This is a genomic window from Paraburkholderia sp. MM5496-R1 (assembly GCF_050436205.1).
In the GTDB taxonomy this organism is placed as follows: domain Bacteria; phylum Pseudomonadota; class Gammaproteobacteria; order Burkholderiales; family Burkholderiaceae; genus Paraburkholderia; species Paraburkholderia tuberum.
The window spans coordinates 704,308-718,028 of sequence record NZ_JBNDLT010000002.1; the positions used below are offsets into that span (position 1 = coordinate 704,308).

Consider the following 13,721-nt stretch of genomic DNA (forward strand, 5'->3'; position numbering starts at 1 on the left):
CTCTGAAGCCTGAATGCGATAAAGCCGCCCGTGGGCGGCTTTTTTGTTGCTGCAAGATTTGCAGCGGCGGCGTGCGTGGCTGCCGCAACCAGGAGCCGCCGCACGCGGGCGGCAGCCCCTCGACTCATCAACCGAGCCAGCGACGCGCGTTCTGGAACGCGCGCAGCCACGGGCTCGCGTCCGTGCCGATCTCGCCCCAGCCCTGCGGATGCCAGCTCATCTGCACCGCGCGATGCACGCGCTCCATGTGCGGCATCAGCACCGTGAAGCGGCCATCGGCCGTCGTGACCGACGTGATGCCCTCGGGCGAACCGTTCGGGTTGAACGGATACTGCTCGGTCGCCTGACCACGGTGATCGACATAGCGCATCGCGACCGCGACCTTCGACTTGTCGCCCTGCTGCGAGAAGTCCGCAAAGCCTTCGCCGTGCGCGACCGCGACCGGAATGCGCGAGCCTTCCATGCCGGCGAAAAAGAGCGACGGCGATGCCTGCACCTCGACGAGCGAGAAGCGTGCCTCGAACTGCTCCGACTTGTTGCGCGTGAACTTCGGCCATGCTTCGGCGCCGGGGATCATCGACGCGAGGCTGCTCATCATCTGGCAGCCGTTGCAGATGCCGAGCGCGAACGTGTCGCCACGACTGAAGAACGCGGCGAACATGTCGGCCAGTTGCGCGTTGAAGCGGATCGTCTTGGCCCAGCCTTCGCCGGCGCCCAGCGTATCGCCGTACGAGAAGCCGCCGCACGCGACCGCACCCGCGAAATCGGCGAGGTTCGCGCGGCCCGCGAGCAGGTCGCTCATGTGCACGTCGTGCGCGTCGAAGCCGGCGCGATCGAATGCATAGGCCGTCTCCAGATGCGAGTTCACGCCCTGCTCGCGCAGGATCGCGACGCGCGGACGCGCGCCCTTGCCGACGCCCCGAAGGAAGTCCCCTTGGGGGACGCCCCGAAGGAAGTCCCCTTGGGGGACGCCCCGAAGGAAGTCCCCTTGGGGGACGCCCCGAAGGAAGTCCCCTTGGGGGACGAAGGGAGCGGCGACATCGTCGGCCGGATCGAAGCTCAGCACCGGCGTGATGCCCGGGTCGGCCGCATCGAGCAGCGCGTCGTATTCGGCGTCGGCGCAAGCCGGGTTGTCGCGCAGACGCGCGATGCGCCAGCTCACTTCGCTCCACGTGCGATGCAGTTCGGCACGCGGCGCCTCGTAGAGCTTCTTCGCGTCGCGATAGATCTCGATCACGTCGCGCTCGTTGGTCTTGCCGATCACGTGCGAGCACGCCGACAGATCATGCTCGCGCAGCGCGGCGAGCACCGCGTCGCGATCGGCCGCGCGCACTTGCACGACGGCGCCGAGTTCTTCGTTGAAGAGTGCGCGCAGCGTGCGGTCGTCGCGGCGGCCGCTGGTCTGCTTCGCCCAGTCCTTCGCGTCGCCGTAATCGGATTCGTGATGCGCGTCGAGCACGAGCATGTCGACGTTCAGCGACACGCCCGCGTGACCCGCGAACGCCATTTCGCAAACCGTCGCCCACAGGCCGCCGTCCGAGCGGTCGTGGTACGCGAGCAGCTTGCCGTCGCTATTGAGCGCCTGGATCGCGTTGAAAAAGCGCTTCAGATCTTCCGGATCGTCGACGTCAGGCACCGTGTCGCCGACCTGCTGCGTGACCTGCGCGAGAATGCTGCCGCCCAGACGCTGCTTGCCGCGGCCGAGATCGATCGCAATCAGCACCGACTCGCCGACTTCGCTCACGCGCTGCAGTTGCGGCGTCAGATGCTTGCGGACGTCTTCAACCGGCGCGAACGCGGAGATGATCAGCGACACCGGCGCGACCACTTCCTTCGCGACGCCGCTCTCTTCCCAGCGGGTGCGCATCGACAGCGAATCCTTACCGACCGGAATGCCGATACCGAGCGCCGGGCACAGTTCCATACCGATCGCCTTGACCGTGTCGTAGAGCGCGGCGTCTTCGCCAGGCGCGCCGCACGCGGCCATCCAGTTGGCCGACAGCTTGAGTTTGTCGAGCGACGCGATCGGCGCCGCCGCGATGTTGGTGATCGCCTCGCCGACTGCCATACGGCCGGAGGCCGGTGCGTTGATGACGGCGAGCGGCGTGCGCTCGGACATCGTCATCGCTTCGCCGCTGAAGCCTGCGTAGTCCATCGTCGTGATCGCGACGTCGGCCACCGGCACCTGCCACGGACCGACCATCTGATCGCGCGCGGTCGTGCCGCCGACCGAGCGGTCGCCAATCGTGATCAGAAACGACTTGCTCGCGACCGTCGGATGACGCAGCACGCTCTGCGCGACGTCCTGCAGCGCGAGGCCGGTCACGTCGACCGGTTCGAGCCTGCGCTCGGCACGCTTTACGTCGCGGTGCATACGCGGCGCCTTGCCGAGCAGCACTTCCATCGGCATATCGACTGGCTGGTGCGCGCCTTCCTGCAGTTCGGCGTCGATCAGCCTCAGCTGACGCTCAGCGGTGGCCGTGCCGATCACCGCGAACGGGCAGCGCTCGCGCTTGCACATCGCTTCGAACGCCGGCAGATCGGCCGGCGCAATGGCGAGCACGTAGCGCTCCTGCGCTTCGTTCGACCAGATTTCGCGCGGCGACAGACCGCTCTCTTCGAGCTGGATCTTGCGCAGTTCGAACAGTGCGCCCTTGCCCGCACCGTCCACCACTTCGGGGAACGCGTTCGACAGACCGCCCGCGCCGACGTCGTGAATACTGAGGATCGGGTTGTTGTCGCCGAGCTGCCAGCACGCGTTGATCACTTCCTGCGCGCGTCGCTCGATTTCCGGGTTGCCGCGCTGCACCGAGTCGAAGTCGAGCTCGGCCGTGTTGGTGCCGGTCGCCATCGAGCTCGCGGCGCCGCCGCCCATGCCGATGCGCATGCCCGGGCCGCCGATCTGGATCAGCAGCGAGCCTTCCGGCAGATCGTGCTTGTGCGTGTGCTGGTCGGAAATATTGCCGATGCCGCCCGCGATCATGATCGGCTTGTGATAGCCGCGCACGAGACCCGCGACGTTCTGCTCGTAGGTGCGGAAGTAGCCGCCGAGGTTCGGCCGGCCGAATTCGTTGTTGAACGCGGCGGCGCCGAGCGGGCCGTCGATCATGATCTGCAGCGGCGAGGCGATGCGGTCCGGGCGGCCGTACGCTTCGTGCTGGTCGGCCGGATTGCGCCGCGCGAGCGGCTGAGCGGTGTCGCGGGCGTTTTCCCACGCCTCGACGCCGTCCGGCAGTTCGAGGTTCGATACCGTGAAGCCCGCGAGGCCCGCCTTCGGACGCGCGCCGCGTCCGGTCGCGCCTTCGTCGCGGATTTCGCCACCTGCGCCGGTCGCGGCGCCCGGGAACGGCGAGATCGCCGTCGGATGATTGTGCGTTTCCACCTTCATCAGCGTGTGCGTGAGCTCGACGCTGCGGCCATAGTGCTCGGGCAATTCGCTCGCGCCGAGCTGCGCCGGCGTGCGCGGAAACCAGCGCTCGGCCATGCCGCCGACCATGATCGCCGAGTTGTCCGAATACGCGACGATCGTGCCCTGCTGGTTCAGCTTCTCGGTGTTGCGGATCATGTTGAACAGCGACATGTCCTGCTTCTCGCCGTCGATCGTCCAGTCCGCGTTGAAGATCTTGTGGCGGCAGTGCTCGCTGTTGGCCTGCGCGAACATCATCAGCTCGACGTCGGTCGGATTGCGGCCGAGCTTCGTGAATGCGTCGACCAGATAGTCGATTTCGTCGTCGGCGAGCGCGAGGCCCAGTTCCGCGTTGGCGGTTTCGAGCGCGGCGCGGCCGCTCGCGAGCACGTCGACGGTTTGCAGAAGCTTGGCCGGCAATTCGTCGAACAGATGCAACGCATGGTCGCGCGACGGCGCGACGCTCTCGGTCATGCGATCGTGCAGCGCGGCGGCGACGGCCGCGCGCGCTTCGTCCGACAGCGTCTTCTTGCCGCCGAGCAGGCCGCTTTTCAGCGTCACCGAGTACTCGACGCCGCGCTCGATGCGGCGCACCCGCGTGAGCCCGCACAGATGCGCGATGTCGGTTGCCTTGCTGGCCCACGGCGACACGGTGCCAAAGCGCGGCACGACGAGGAAGGTCTCGACCGCGCCACGCTCCTTGCCTTCTTCGAACGGATTGCCGTAGTGCATCAGCGCCTCGATCTTCGCGCTGTCTTCAGCGGACAGTTCGGTCTGGGCATTGACGAAGTGCAGATACTGCCCGCGCACGCCGGTGATATTCGGGTCGATGCGCGTGAGCGTGTCGAGCAGGCGGGTTTGACGGAAATCGGAGAGGGCCGAAGCGCCGGGGAAACACGAGAAGTGGGCCATGGGACTTGACGTTGCGTCGCTCATTGATGCCGGGGAGCCGCGCATGCAGGCGACGTGAGGCGGAAAGGAAGTCCGGGATTATACCCCGGGAACGGGCTTCCAGCGGGCTCCGGGGTGCGTGGGCGGCGGGCCGCGCCTGCCCGCGCGAGGCGTCGCCGCGGTGCCCGTCGCGTCGCCGCGCGGGTGTTTTGACTGCTATCATTCGCGTTTCACCAGATCGGCGCACGCGACCCGGGTTTCACCCGGCGGCGCGCCGCATGTCACAGCCAGCGGGAACGCGCGCGAGCCGCCCGTCGGCACATCGAATCAGAGCATGGATGTCATCGTCATTGGCGGCGGGGTAGCGGGCGTCGCCACCGCTTATCACCTGCGCGCGGCCGGCCACCGGGTATGCGTCGTCGAGCGTCACGCGACCGTCGCGCAAGGCGCCACCTACGGACAAGGCGGCAACGTGCTGCCGACGCCGCTCGACGTCTGGTTCGGCCCGACCTTCATGGCGAGCCGCTACAACGCGAAAAATGGCGTGATCAGCAAGACCGGCTTCAACGGCGCCGCGCGGCAGTTCATCAAGCAGCTCGGAGCATGGCAGGAACCCGAGGCGTTCGCGCGCCAGTACGCGCTGCTGCGGCCGCTGATCGAATCCTCGCGCGATGCGATGGCCGACGTCGAAGCCCGCTTCGGCCTCGAATTCGAACAGGCGAGCGGTCTGCTGTACCTCGTGCGCAGCGCGCACGAATGGGAGCTGAACGCAGCCGCGCTCGATCTGCTGCACCGGTTCGAGGTGCCGCATCACGTGCTGAGCCCGGCCGAATGCGCGGCGTTCGAGCATGCGGTCCCCACAGATCCCGAATTCGCCGGCGGCGTGCTGTTCGAGCACGAGCGCACCGCGAACTGTCCGCTTTTTACCAAGCTCGTCAAACAGGTGCTCGATACCCAAGGCGGCGTGCAGTTCATGCCGAACTGCGAGGTGACCGGCATTCGTCTCGACAGTCAGCGCGCGGCGGTCGAACTGGCGCCGCGCGACGGCGCGCCCCGCTCGCGCGAGATCGACGTGGTCCAGGCCGACGCCGTCGTGGTCGCCGCCGGTTACGGCAGCCTCGCGCTGCTCGAACGCGCGGGGCTCAGGCTGCCGCTGCATCCGCTGCGGCTGCATTCGCTGGTCGCGCCGATCGCGCACGAGGAATGCGCGCCGCACGTCGCGATCGTCGATGCGGTCAAGCGCATCGGCATCAGCCGCATGAACCATCGGCTGCGGATCGCGGGCGGCGCGGTGCTGCAAAGCGCGAGCCAGATCGACAAGCCGCTCGGCGAAGCGCTGACCAAGGAGGCGCTCGCGTTGCTCGGCCAGGCGACGCACGACTGGATTCCGGGCGCCGCGCGCATTTCGGCGGCGCTGCCGTGGGAAGGCGTGAAACTGCTGTCGCCCGATGGCTTGCCGGTGATCGGCAACGCGCTGCATCCGCGGCTGTTCATCAACGTCGGGCATGGTCCGGCCGGCTGGGGCCTCGCCTGCGGCGCGGGCAAGCTCGTTGCACAGCTGATGTCGGGACAGACGCCGACGTTGCCGCAAGACACGCTCGCTGCATTGAGGCCGGAGCGGTTCCAGTAAGGTTTCGTGCGGTTCCAGGCGGGTATGGCGGGCTGACAGCCCGCTGTCGATACCCCGCGTTCATCGCGCCGCTTCCGCCGCGCGCACCGAAACAGCCGCACGCCTTGCGCCTATCGGCACTAACATAGCGATTCCAAAGTCTGCCCGCCGCGCCGCGGGCGCACCGCCAGGTTTCGCCATGACAGACGCAGAAAACTCGCTGCTCTCCCTTTTCGATCCGCTGACCGACTCGCAGCCGCTTGCGCTGCCGCTGCTGACGCTGACCGACTTGCGGATCGCCGAATCCCAGGCCGCCACGGCCCTGCCCGAGCACACGCTGATGGCGCGCGCCGGTCATGCGGCCGCGCGCTGGCTGCTCGAACGGATCGCCGCGGATACGTCGGTGACGAAGTCGCAGCAGCGCGCGTGGCTGGTCGCCGGCCCCGGCAACAATGGCGGCGACGCGCTGGTCGTCGCGACGGAACTGCACAAGGCCGGCATCGCAGTCGAAGTCTGTATGCCGGTTGAAGTGAAGCCCGCCGACGCGCGCTGGGCGCTCGACGCCGCGCGCGCCGCCGGCGTGCCGATCGATGCGGCGCCGCCCGCCTCGCTCGACGGCTATGGCTGGCTCGTCGACGGTATGTTCGGCATCGGTCTCGCGCGGCCGCTCGACGGCGTCTTCGCGACGCTCGCGCGGCAGTTGTCGCAGCGCACGAAGGCGCGCCCGACACAAGGCGCCGTGCTCGCGCTCGATGTGCCCAGCGGGCTCGACAGCGACACCGGCGCGGTGATCGGCGGCAACGGCGCGGCGGCGGTCCATGCGACGCACACGATCACGTTCATCGGCGCGAAGCCGGGGCTTTTCACCGCGCAAGGCCGTGATCTCGCCGGGCGAGTGACCGTCGCACCGATCGGGCTCGTGGCAGGGATCAACGACGGGGGCAGCCAGGACGCTGCCACCAGCGCCTCACGTGCGGCGATCCAGCTCAGCGCGCCCGATCTCTTCGGCCCCTTCATGCCCCCACGCAACTTCGCGACCAACAAGGGCACCTTCGGCAGCCTCGCGGTGGTCGGCGGCGACACCGGCATGTGCGGCGCGCCGATTCTCGCGGCACGCGCGGCGCTCTACACCGGCGCGGGCAAGGTCCACGTCGCGTTGCTCGGCGAAGGCGCCCCGCCCTACGATCCGCCGCACCCCGAACTGATGCTGCATCCGATCGACACGCTGCCGCTCGATTCGATGGACGCACTCGCGATCGGCTGCGGCATGGGGCACGGCGAACGCGCGACGCGGGTACTGCACGACGTGCTGCAACTCGACGTGCCCAAGCTGTTCGATGCCGACGCGCTGAACCTGGTCGCCAAGGATCCCGCGCTCGCCGCGGAAGTCACCGCGCGCGGCGTGCAAGGCGATCCGTGCATTTTCACTCCGCATCCGCTCGAAGCGGCGCGCCTGCTTGGCAGCGATGCGGCGAGCGTGCAACGCGACCGTCTCGCGGCCGCGCGTGCGCTCGCGGCGCGATTTGCGAGCGTCGTCGTGCTGAAGGGCGTCGGCACGATCATCGCCGCGCCCGACGGCCGCCTCGCGCTGAACCCGACCGGCAACGCCGCGCTCGCGACGGGCGGCACCGGCGACGTGCTCGGCGGCATCATCGGCGCGCTGCTCGCGCAGCATCTGCCACGCTTCGAGGCGGCGCTCGCGGGCGTCTATCTGCACGGCCTTGCCGCCGATACGCTGACCGCGCAGGGCCACGGCCCCGCCGGGCTGACGGCCGGCGAGCTGGCACCGATGGTGCGTACCTTGTTGAACCGGCTGTTCTATTCGGCGCCGCTTGCTTGACGCGCGCGATTGCTCTGAATACGAATCGCGTCCGCGGCGCTCGTTCACACCGATGACACATCGCGATCCCAATCATTGCGAGCGCGCGCAACGCCCAGCTGCCCGTCGCGCATCCCCGCTATACTGATTGCCTGCGCCGCGCGTCGGATCGATCGCGGGTCGCGGCGATACTCCAGCGGGCGCGGGCGCCGCCTCGCGTTTTCGCGAAGTTCATCCGCTTCGCGAAGTATCGTCGGCACCTGTCCCGATCCGGGCCGCGTGGCATCGCTCTGACTGCATCGCCGCATCATTCTCGGCCACGCTTCATGCGCGCGCCTTCCTTCGTGCCCCTTGGTTAGACGGACGCTATGACCCAGAACTCGCTCCCCTCCTGGTCCTCGCTGCAGACGCATTACGACACGATTCGCGATGCGCATCTGCGCGATTGGTTCGCTCCCGAGAACGATCCCGCTCCCACGCGCGCCGAACGCTTCACGTTCGCGGGCGGCGGTCTCTCAGCCGATTTCTCGAAGCACCGCATCACCGACGAAACCCTGCAACTGCTCGTGCAACTCGCCCGCGAAGCCGGCGTCGAGAAGCGCCGCGACGCGATGTTCGCGGGCGAGGTCGTCAACCCGACCGAAGGCCGCGCCGCGCTGCACACGGCCTTGCGCGCAACCGACCCGAAGGCGCCGTTCTTCGTCGAAGTGCAGGCCGAGCGCAAGAAAATGGCCGCGTTCGCCGAGCAGGTCCGCAGCGGCACATGGGCCGGCTACACCGGCAAGCGGATCCGTCATGTCGTAAACATCGGCATCGGCGGCTCGGATCTAGGGCCGAAGATGGTCGTGCACGCATTGCATCATCTCGCGACGCCCGAGATCTCGACGCACTTCGTGTCGAACGTGGACGGCGCCGATCTGTACAGCGTGATGCAGCAGATCGATCCCGAAGAGACGCTCGCGATCATCGTGTCGAAGACTTTCACGACGCTGGAGACGATGACCAACGCGCGCTCGCTGCGCGACTTTTTCATCCAGAAAGGCTGCCCGGAAAGCGCGCTGGCGAAGCACTTCGTCGGTGTGTCGGCCAATACCGCCGAAGTCGTCAAGTTCGGCATCGCGCAAGAGAACGTGTTCTCGATGTGGGACTGGGTCGGCGGACGCTACTCGCTGTGGTCGGCCGTCGGTCTGTCGATCATGATCGCGGTAGGTCCGCAACAGTTCGACGAGCTGCTCGCCGGCGCCAACGAGATGGACCAGCACTTCCGCACCGCGCCGCTCGACAGGAACCTGCCGGTGCTGCTCGGGATGATCGGCATCTGGTATCGCAACTTCTTCGGCTCGCAGAGCTATCTGGTCGCGCCGTATTCGCAGGCGCTGCATTTCCTGCCGTCGTATCTGCAGCAGCTCGAAATGGAGAGCAATGGCAAGTCCGCACGTCTCGACGGCGCGTTCGTCGACTATGCGACTTCCGCAGTCACGTGGGGCGAGCCGGGCACGAACGGTCAGCACGCGTTTTTCCAGATGCTGCACCAAGGCCCGACGATCGTGCCGATCGATTTCATCGCGCTGCTGACGCCCGAGCATCCGCTCGCGAGCCATCATCCGAAGCTGCTCGCGAACTGCTTCGCGCAGAGCGAAGCGTTGATGCTCGGTCGCACGCTCGAGGAAGCGAAGAAAGTGGCCGGCCCCGACAAGCCGGAACTCGCACCGCACCTGACGTTCCCCGGCAACCGCCCCACCGCGACGCTGCTGCTCGACGCGTTGACCGCGCGCACGCTCGGCGCGTTGATCGCGCTTTATGAGCACAAGGTGCTGGTGCAGGCGTCGGTGTGGAACATCAACCCGTTCGATCAGTGGGGTGTCGAACTCGGCAAGATCCTCGGCAAGGTGGTCGAGGCCGATCTGGGCGCGGCGAGTACCGACGTGAAGAAGCATGACTCGTCGACGTCGGCGCTGATCGCGCGGGCCCGGGCTGCGTTGAAGCGCTGAATGGAAGTCTGGAGCGCACGATAGCGGGCGATAACGCGCCACAAACAGAACGAAGCGGGCTACGGCCCGCTTTGTTTTTGCTTCGACGACGACATGCTCGAGGTACCCGAGCGCAAGCCCGCGATCGGCCGGACCATCAAGCGAGCCGCCCCGCTTCGATCGTCACCGTCGTATCGCAACGCCGCGCGAGTTCGATGTCGTGTGTCACGAGCACGAGCGTCGCGCCGTGCGCGCGATTCATCTCGAACATCAGATCGATCACCGCGTGGCCGGTGGCCGCGTCGAGACTGCCGGTGGGTTCGTCGGCGAACAGGATCGCCGGGCGCGTGACGAACGCGCGCGCGAGCGCGACGCGCTGCTGCTCGCCGCCCGACAGCAGCTTCGGATAATGACCGGTACGCTGCCCGAGCCCAACCTGTTCGAGCAGTTCACGCGCACGCGCGGCGGCCTCGCGTGTGCCGATGCCGCCTTGCAGTTCGAGCGGCAACGTGACGTTTTCGAGCGCGGTCAGATGCGGCATCAACTGAAACGACTGGAACACGAAGCCGACCGCGCCGCTGCGCAACGCGGCGCGGCCGTCTTCGTCGAGCTCGCCGAGTTCGCGCCCGAGCAGCCGAACCGAGCCCGCGCTAGCACTGTCCAATCCCGCGAGCAAGCCGAGCAGCGTAGACTTGCCCGACCCGGATGCACCGACGATCGCGACGCTGCTGCCGGCATCGATGGCAAGATCGATGTGATCGAGAATCGTCAGTTCGCCCGCAGCATCCTTAACCCTCTTGCACAAACCCCGCACTTCAATGACTGGATCAGTTCTGTTTGGCATGGTGAAGCGTAGGTTGAAAGTGCGCGCCATCGCCCCGCGCGCCGCGGCGCTGTCGGCGGCATTCGGCGCGACCATGATGGCCGCCGCGCTGGTTTCGTTACCGTTGCGGGCTCACGCGGCGAATACGCCCGAACCCGCGAAGCCGGTGATCGTCGTGCTCGGCGACAGCATCTCCGCTGAGTACGGGCTGCCCCGCGATACGGGCTGGGTCGCGTTGATGCGTCAGCGTCTGGCCGAAGAGCGCATCGATTATAGCGTCGCCAATGCGAGCATCAGCGGCGACACGACGAGCGGCGGACGCGCGCGTCTGCCCGCGCTGATGGAACGGCTCAAACCGAGCATCGTGATCGTCGAGCTCGGCGCCAACGACGCGTTGCGCGGCGTGCCGCTCTCGACGACCGAGGACAACCTGCGCACGATCATCGAACAGGCGCAGCAAGGCCACGCGAAGGTCGTGCTCGTCGGCATGTACGTGCCGCCCAATTACGGCCCCGACTATACGCAAAAGTTCCACGGCCTCTACGGCCAACTGTCGAAGGAGTTCCATGTGCCGCTCGTGCCGTTTCTTCTCGCCGGCATCGCGGATAAACCGGACATGTTCCAGGCCGATCAGCTCCACCCGACGCAGCAGGCACAGCCGCTGCTACTCAACAACGTGTGGCCCGCTGTCAAGCCACTTCTTCGCACAAGTTCGCCGCACTGAAAGACCTGCTAACGACTTGTTTCCGGAACCTGGGGGAACATGGATCGCCGAGCCGTTCGACATATGGGCAATCCCTGCCACCCGGCTCATTCTTGAGCGACTTCTGAGGAGATAACGTTGAAATATTTACCGTTAATCGCTTTGACCATTGCCATCTCGGCCTGCGCGGCTCAACCGCCGGCCGGCGTTCAGTCGGTGGGTCAAAGCCAGCAGCCGCCTCGCGCCGTCGCAACCTGCATCGCGCAAAAATGGGCGGATAGTTCGCAACAACAGGTAATCTCGCAAAACATCCTCGCCAACGATCAGGCCATGGACGTCTACGTCCCGGGCCAGCAGCCGCCCAACGGCGCGGCCGCGGTGGTCCGTCCTTCGTATAGCGGTAAGGGCACGTGGGTCGGCTTTCGCGCCGGCGGCGCTGGTGGCGGCAACGCCACCGGCGCGATCAGCGGCTGTCTGTAAAGCTGCCACCTGGCTGTAGATAAAAAAAGCCCCGCAGATGCGGGGCTTGCTTTTGGACGAGCAGGTAATGCTTACTGCGGCTTACTGATCGGCCGGCTGGGCGGCGCTGTCGAGCGTACCGTAGATCTTCACCTTCGAGCGCTCGCGCAGCGCTTTCAGATAGGCTTCGGTCTCCGACTGCGCGTCCACCTGCGCGATCTGCTGCTGCGCGACAGCGAGATGCTGCGCGTCGGTGGCCGCGGGCTGCACGATCTGGTTCACGCGATAGATCGCATAGCCGTCGTCGCCGAGATCGACACCGACGTAGGCCGGCAACTTTTGCGCATCGACCTTGTAGATTGCGCTCAGTGCGGCAGGTGGCACGCCCTGCGCGTCATTGCGCGACACCTTCAGCGGCGACGAGAAACCGGCGGTCGCCTTCGACTTCTCGAACTCGGCCAGCTTCGCGACGCCGTCCTTGTGCGCTGCTTCGTTCGCCTGCACGGCGATCACCTTCTGACGCACCGCGTCCTTCACCGCGTCGAATGCGGGCACGGCAGCGGGCTTGTAGTCGGTCACGCGCGCGGCGATCAGCGTGTTGTTGCCGACGTCGATGGCCTGCGTATTGTTGTGCGCCGATACCGAGTCGTTCGCGAACACGGCTGCGAGGAACTTCGGGTTGTTCAGCGGGCTGTCGGGCGGCAGCTTCGGATCCGGCTGCGGCGTGACCGTCGCGGTCTGGATCTGCAGCTTGAATTTGTCAGCGGCCGGCTGCAGGCTCTTGGCCTTTTCATAGACGAGCGACGTGAAACCTTCCGAACTGTCGGTGAATGCCTTGTTCGCCAGTTGCGTCTTCAGCTCCCTGGCGATCTGGTCTTTCACTTCGTCGAACGACTTCGTGACCGCCGGCTTTACATCGGTGACCTTGATGATGTGGAAACCGAAGTCGGTCTGGACGATGCCGCTGATTTCGTCCTTCTTCAGCGCGAACACCGCGTCGTCGAACGCCTGGCCGCCCGCGATCATGCCGCGGCCAAAGTAACCGAGATCGCCACCCTTCGATGCCGAACCCGGATCCTGCGAGTTCTGCCGCGCGATCTGCGCGAACTGGTCCGGATGCGCCTTGAGCTGCGCGAGCAACTCCTCGGCCTTCTGCTTCGCTTTGGCCTTGTCGGCCGCGCTCGCGTCCTTCGGTGCCGCGATCAGGATATGGCTCGCGCGCACTTCGCCTTCGGTGCGGAAGTGGGCGATGTTGTCGTCGTAGTACTTCTTCAGGTCCGCGTCGCTCGGCTGCACCGATGCGCTCAGCGCGGCCGGCGACATCACCAGGTACTGGATCGCCGCCGTAGCGGGCGTCGCGAAGTCGTTGCGATGCGCGTCGTAGTACGCTTGCAGTTGCGCATCGGTCGGCTGGATCTTCGCCGCGTAATCGTGCGGATGGAACGCGATGCCCTGCACTTCACGCTGCTGCTGCGCGAGCTCGGTCAAGTGCCGCGCGAGCGTCTTCGACGTGAACGCGCTCGCCTCGATGCTCGCGGGCAGTTGTTGCATAGCGAGGTTGTAGCGCACGCGCTCGTCGTACTGATCGGGCGTCATGCCCTGCATCGCGAGCAGTTGCTTGTAGCGGTCGAGGTCGATCGACCCGTCGGGATTCTTCAGCGACGAGATCACCGGATCGGACAGCAGCGCGCGGCGCACCGCTTCGTCTGATGCGCTCAGATGCAGACGCTGCGTTTCGTCGGCAAGCACACGCTGCTCGATCATGCCGTCGAGCATCTGGCGACGGCGCTCCGGCGTGTCGAACGACTTCATGTCGAACTTCGCGCCGAGCATCTGACGCCCGCGGTCGATCTGCTGGCGCATCGCGTCGTCGTATTCGACACGGGTGATCTTGTGACCGTTGACACTCGCGACGTTTGCACTTTCGTCAAAGAAGCCGCGGAAACCCTGAATACCCACGAAACCCAACCCCGGCAAAATGACGAGGATGAGCATGAACATCATCAGGCGTTGGTGATTGCGGAAAAAATCGAGCATGCGT

The 13,721-nt window shown here is 66.5% G+C and carries 8 protein-coding genes; 5 read left to right on the plus strand and 3 right to left on the minus strand.

Translation table 11 applies throughout. The features are described 5' to 3' along the window. Nucleotides 1–127 precede the first annotated feature (127 nt). Nucleotides 128–4,363, minus strand: a complete 4,236-nt coding sequence (gene purL, locus OKW38_RS10080; RefSeq protein WP_429361293.1) for a phosphoribosylformylglycinamidine synthase — start codon at nt 4,361–4,363, stop codon at nt 128–130. A gap of 268 nt (nt 4,364–4,631) precedes the next feature. On the opposite strand from purL, the gene OKW38_RS10085 reads away from it, so the two are divergent. From OKW38_RS10085 to pgi, 3 genes are all read left to right on the plus strand, one after another. Then, nucleotides 4,632–5,927, plus strand: a complete 1,296-nt coding sequence (locus OKW38_RS10085) for an FAD-dependent oxidoreductase (RefSeq protein WP_429361295.1) — start codon at nt 4,632–4,634, stop codon at nt 5,925–5,927. 178 nt (nt 5,928–6,105) lie between these two features. Continuing rightward, complete coding sequence (locus tag OKW38_RS10090; RefSeq protein WP_429361296.1) at nt 6,106–7,746, plus strand: NAD(P)H-hydrate dehydratase; 1,641 nt, start codon at nt 6,106–6,108, stop codon at nt 7,744–7,746. Between the two features lie 347 nt (nt 7,747–8,093). Beyond that, nucleotides 8,094–9,716 (plus strand): glucose-6-phosphate isomerase, encoded by a 1,623-nt coding sequence (pgi, locus tag OKW38_RS10095; RefSeq protein ID WP_429361298.1) that lies wholly within the window; start codon nt 8,094–8,096, stop codon nt 9,714–9,716. Nucleotides 9,717–9,852: 136 nt separating this feature from the next. Here the strand turns inward: pgi and OKW38_RS10100 are convergent, their stop codons facing one another. Then, a complete protein-coding gene (locus tag OKW38_RS10100) occupies nt 9,853–10,539 on the minus strand; it encodes an ABC transporter ATP-binding protein (RefSeq protein ID WP_429336413.1) in 687 nt (228 codons plus the stop codon). Between OKW38_RS10100 and OKW38_RS10105 the strand changes: the two genes are divergently transcribed. Both OKW38_RS10105 and OKW38_RS10110 read left to right on the plus strand, forming a co-directional pair. Further along, entirely contained in the window at nt 10,538–11,242 is a 705-nt protein-coding gene (locus OKW38_RS10105; protein WP_184003517.1) for an arylesterase, read from the plus strand. The two genes, OKW38_RS10100 and OKW38_RS10105, sit on opposite strands and share 2 nt — an antisense overlap. Nucleotides 11,243–11,359: 117 nt before the next feature. Beyond that, nucleotides 11,360–11,701, plus strand: a complete 342-nt coding sequence (locus tag OKW38_RS10110) for a hypothetical protein (protein ID WP_090804745.1) — start codon at nt 11,360–11,362, stop codon at nt 11,699–11,701. Between the two features lie 81 nt (nt 11,702–11,782). Here the strand turns inward: OKW38_RS10110 and OKW38_RS10115 are convergent, their stop codons facing one another. Continuing rightward, nucleotides 11,783–13,717 carry a SurA N-terminal domain-containing protein gene (locus tag OKW38_RS10115; protein ID WP_429361299.1) on the minus strand — a complete coding sequence of 645 codons (1,935 nt, stop codon included), beginning with the start codon at nt 13,715–13,717 and terminating at the stop codon, nt 11,783–11,785. Between the last annotated feature and the right edge of the window lie 4 nt (nt 13,718–13,721).

Bases quoted from the DNA above. Each gene is read 5' to 3' on its own strand.
- purL (WP_429361293.1), bottom strand. From the start codon at position 4,363: ATGCGCGGCTCCCCGGCATCAATGAGCGACGCAACGTCAAGTCCCATG.
- OKW38_RS10085 (WP_429361295.1), top strand. From the start codon at position 4,632: ATGGATGTCATCGTCATTGGCGGCGGGGTAGCGGGCGTCGCCACCGCT.
- OKW38_RS10090 (WP_429361296.1), top strand. From the start codon at position 6,106: ATGACAGACGCAGAAAACTCGCTGCTCTCCCTTTTCGATCCGCTGACC.
- pgi (WP_429361298.1), top strand. From the start codon at position 8,094: ATGACCCAGAACTCGCTCCCCTCCTGGTCCTCGCTGCAGACGCATTAC.
- OKW38_RS10105 (WP_184003517.1), top strand. From the start codon at position 10,538: ATGGTGAAGCGTAGGTTGAAAGTGCGCGCCATCGCCCCGCGCGCCGCG.
- OKW38_RS10100 (WP_429336413.1), bottom strand. From the start codon at position 10,539: ATGCCAAACAGAACTGATCCAGTCATTGAAGTGCGGGGTTTGTGCAAG.
- OKW38_RS10115 (WP_429361299.1), bottom strand. From the start codon at position 13,717: ATGCTCGATTTTTTCCGCAATCACCAACGCCTGATGATGTTCATGCTC.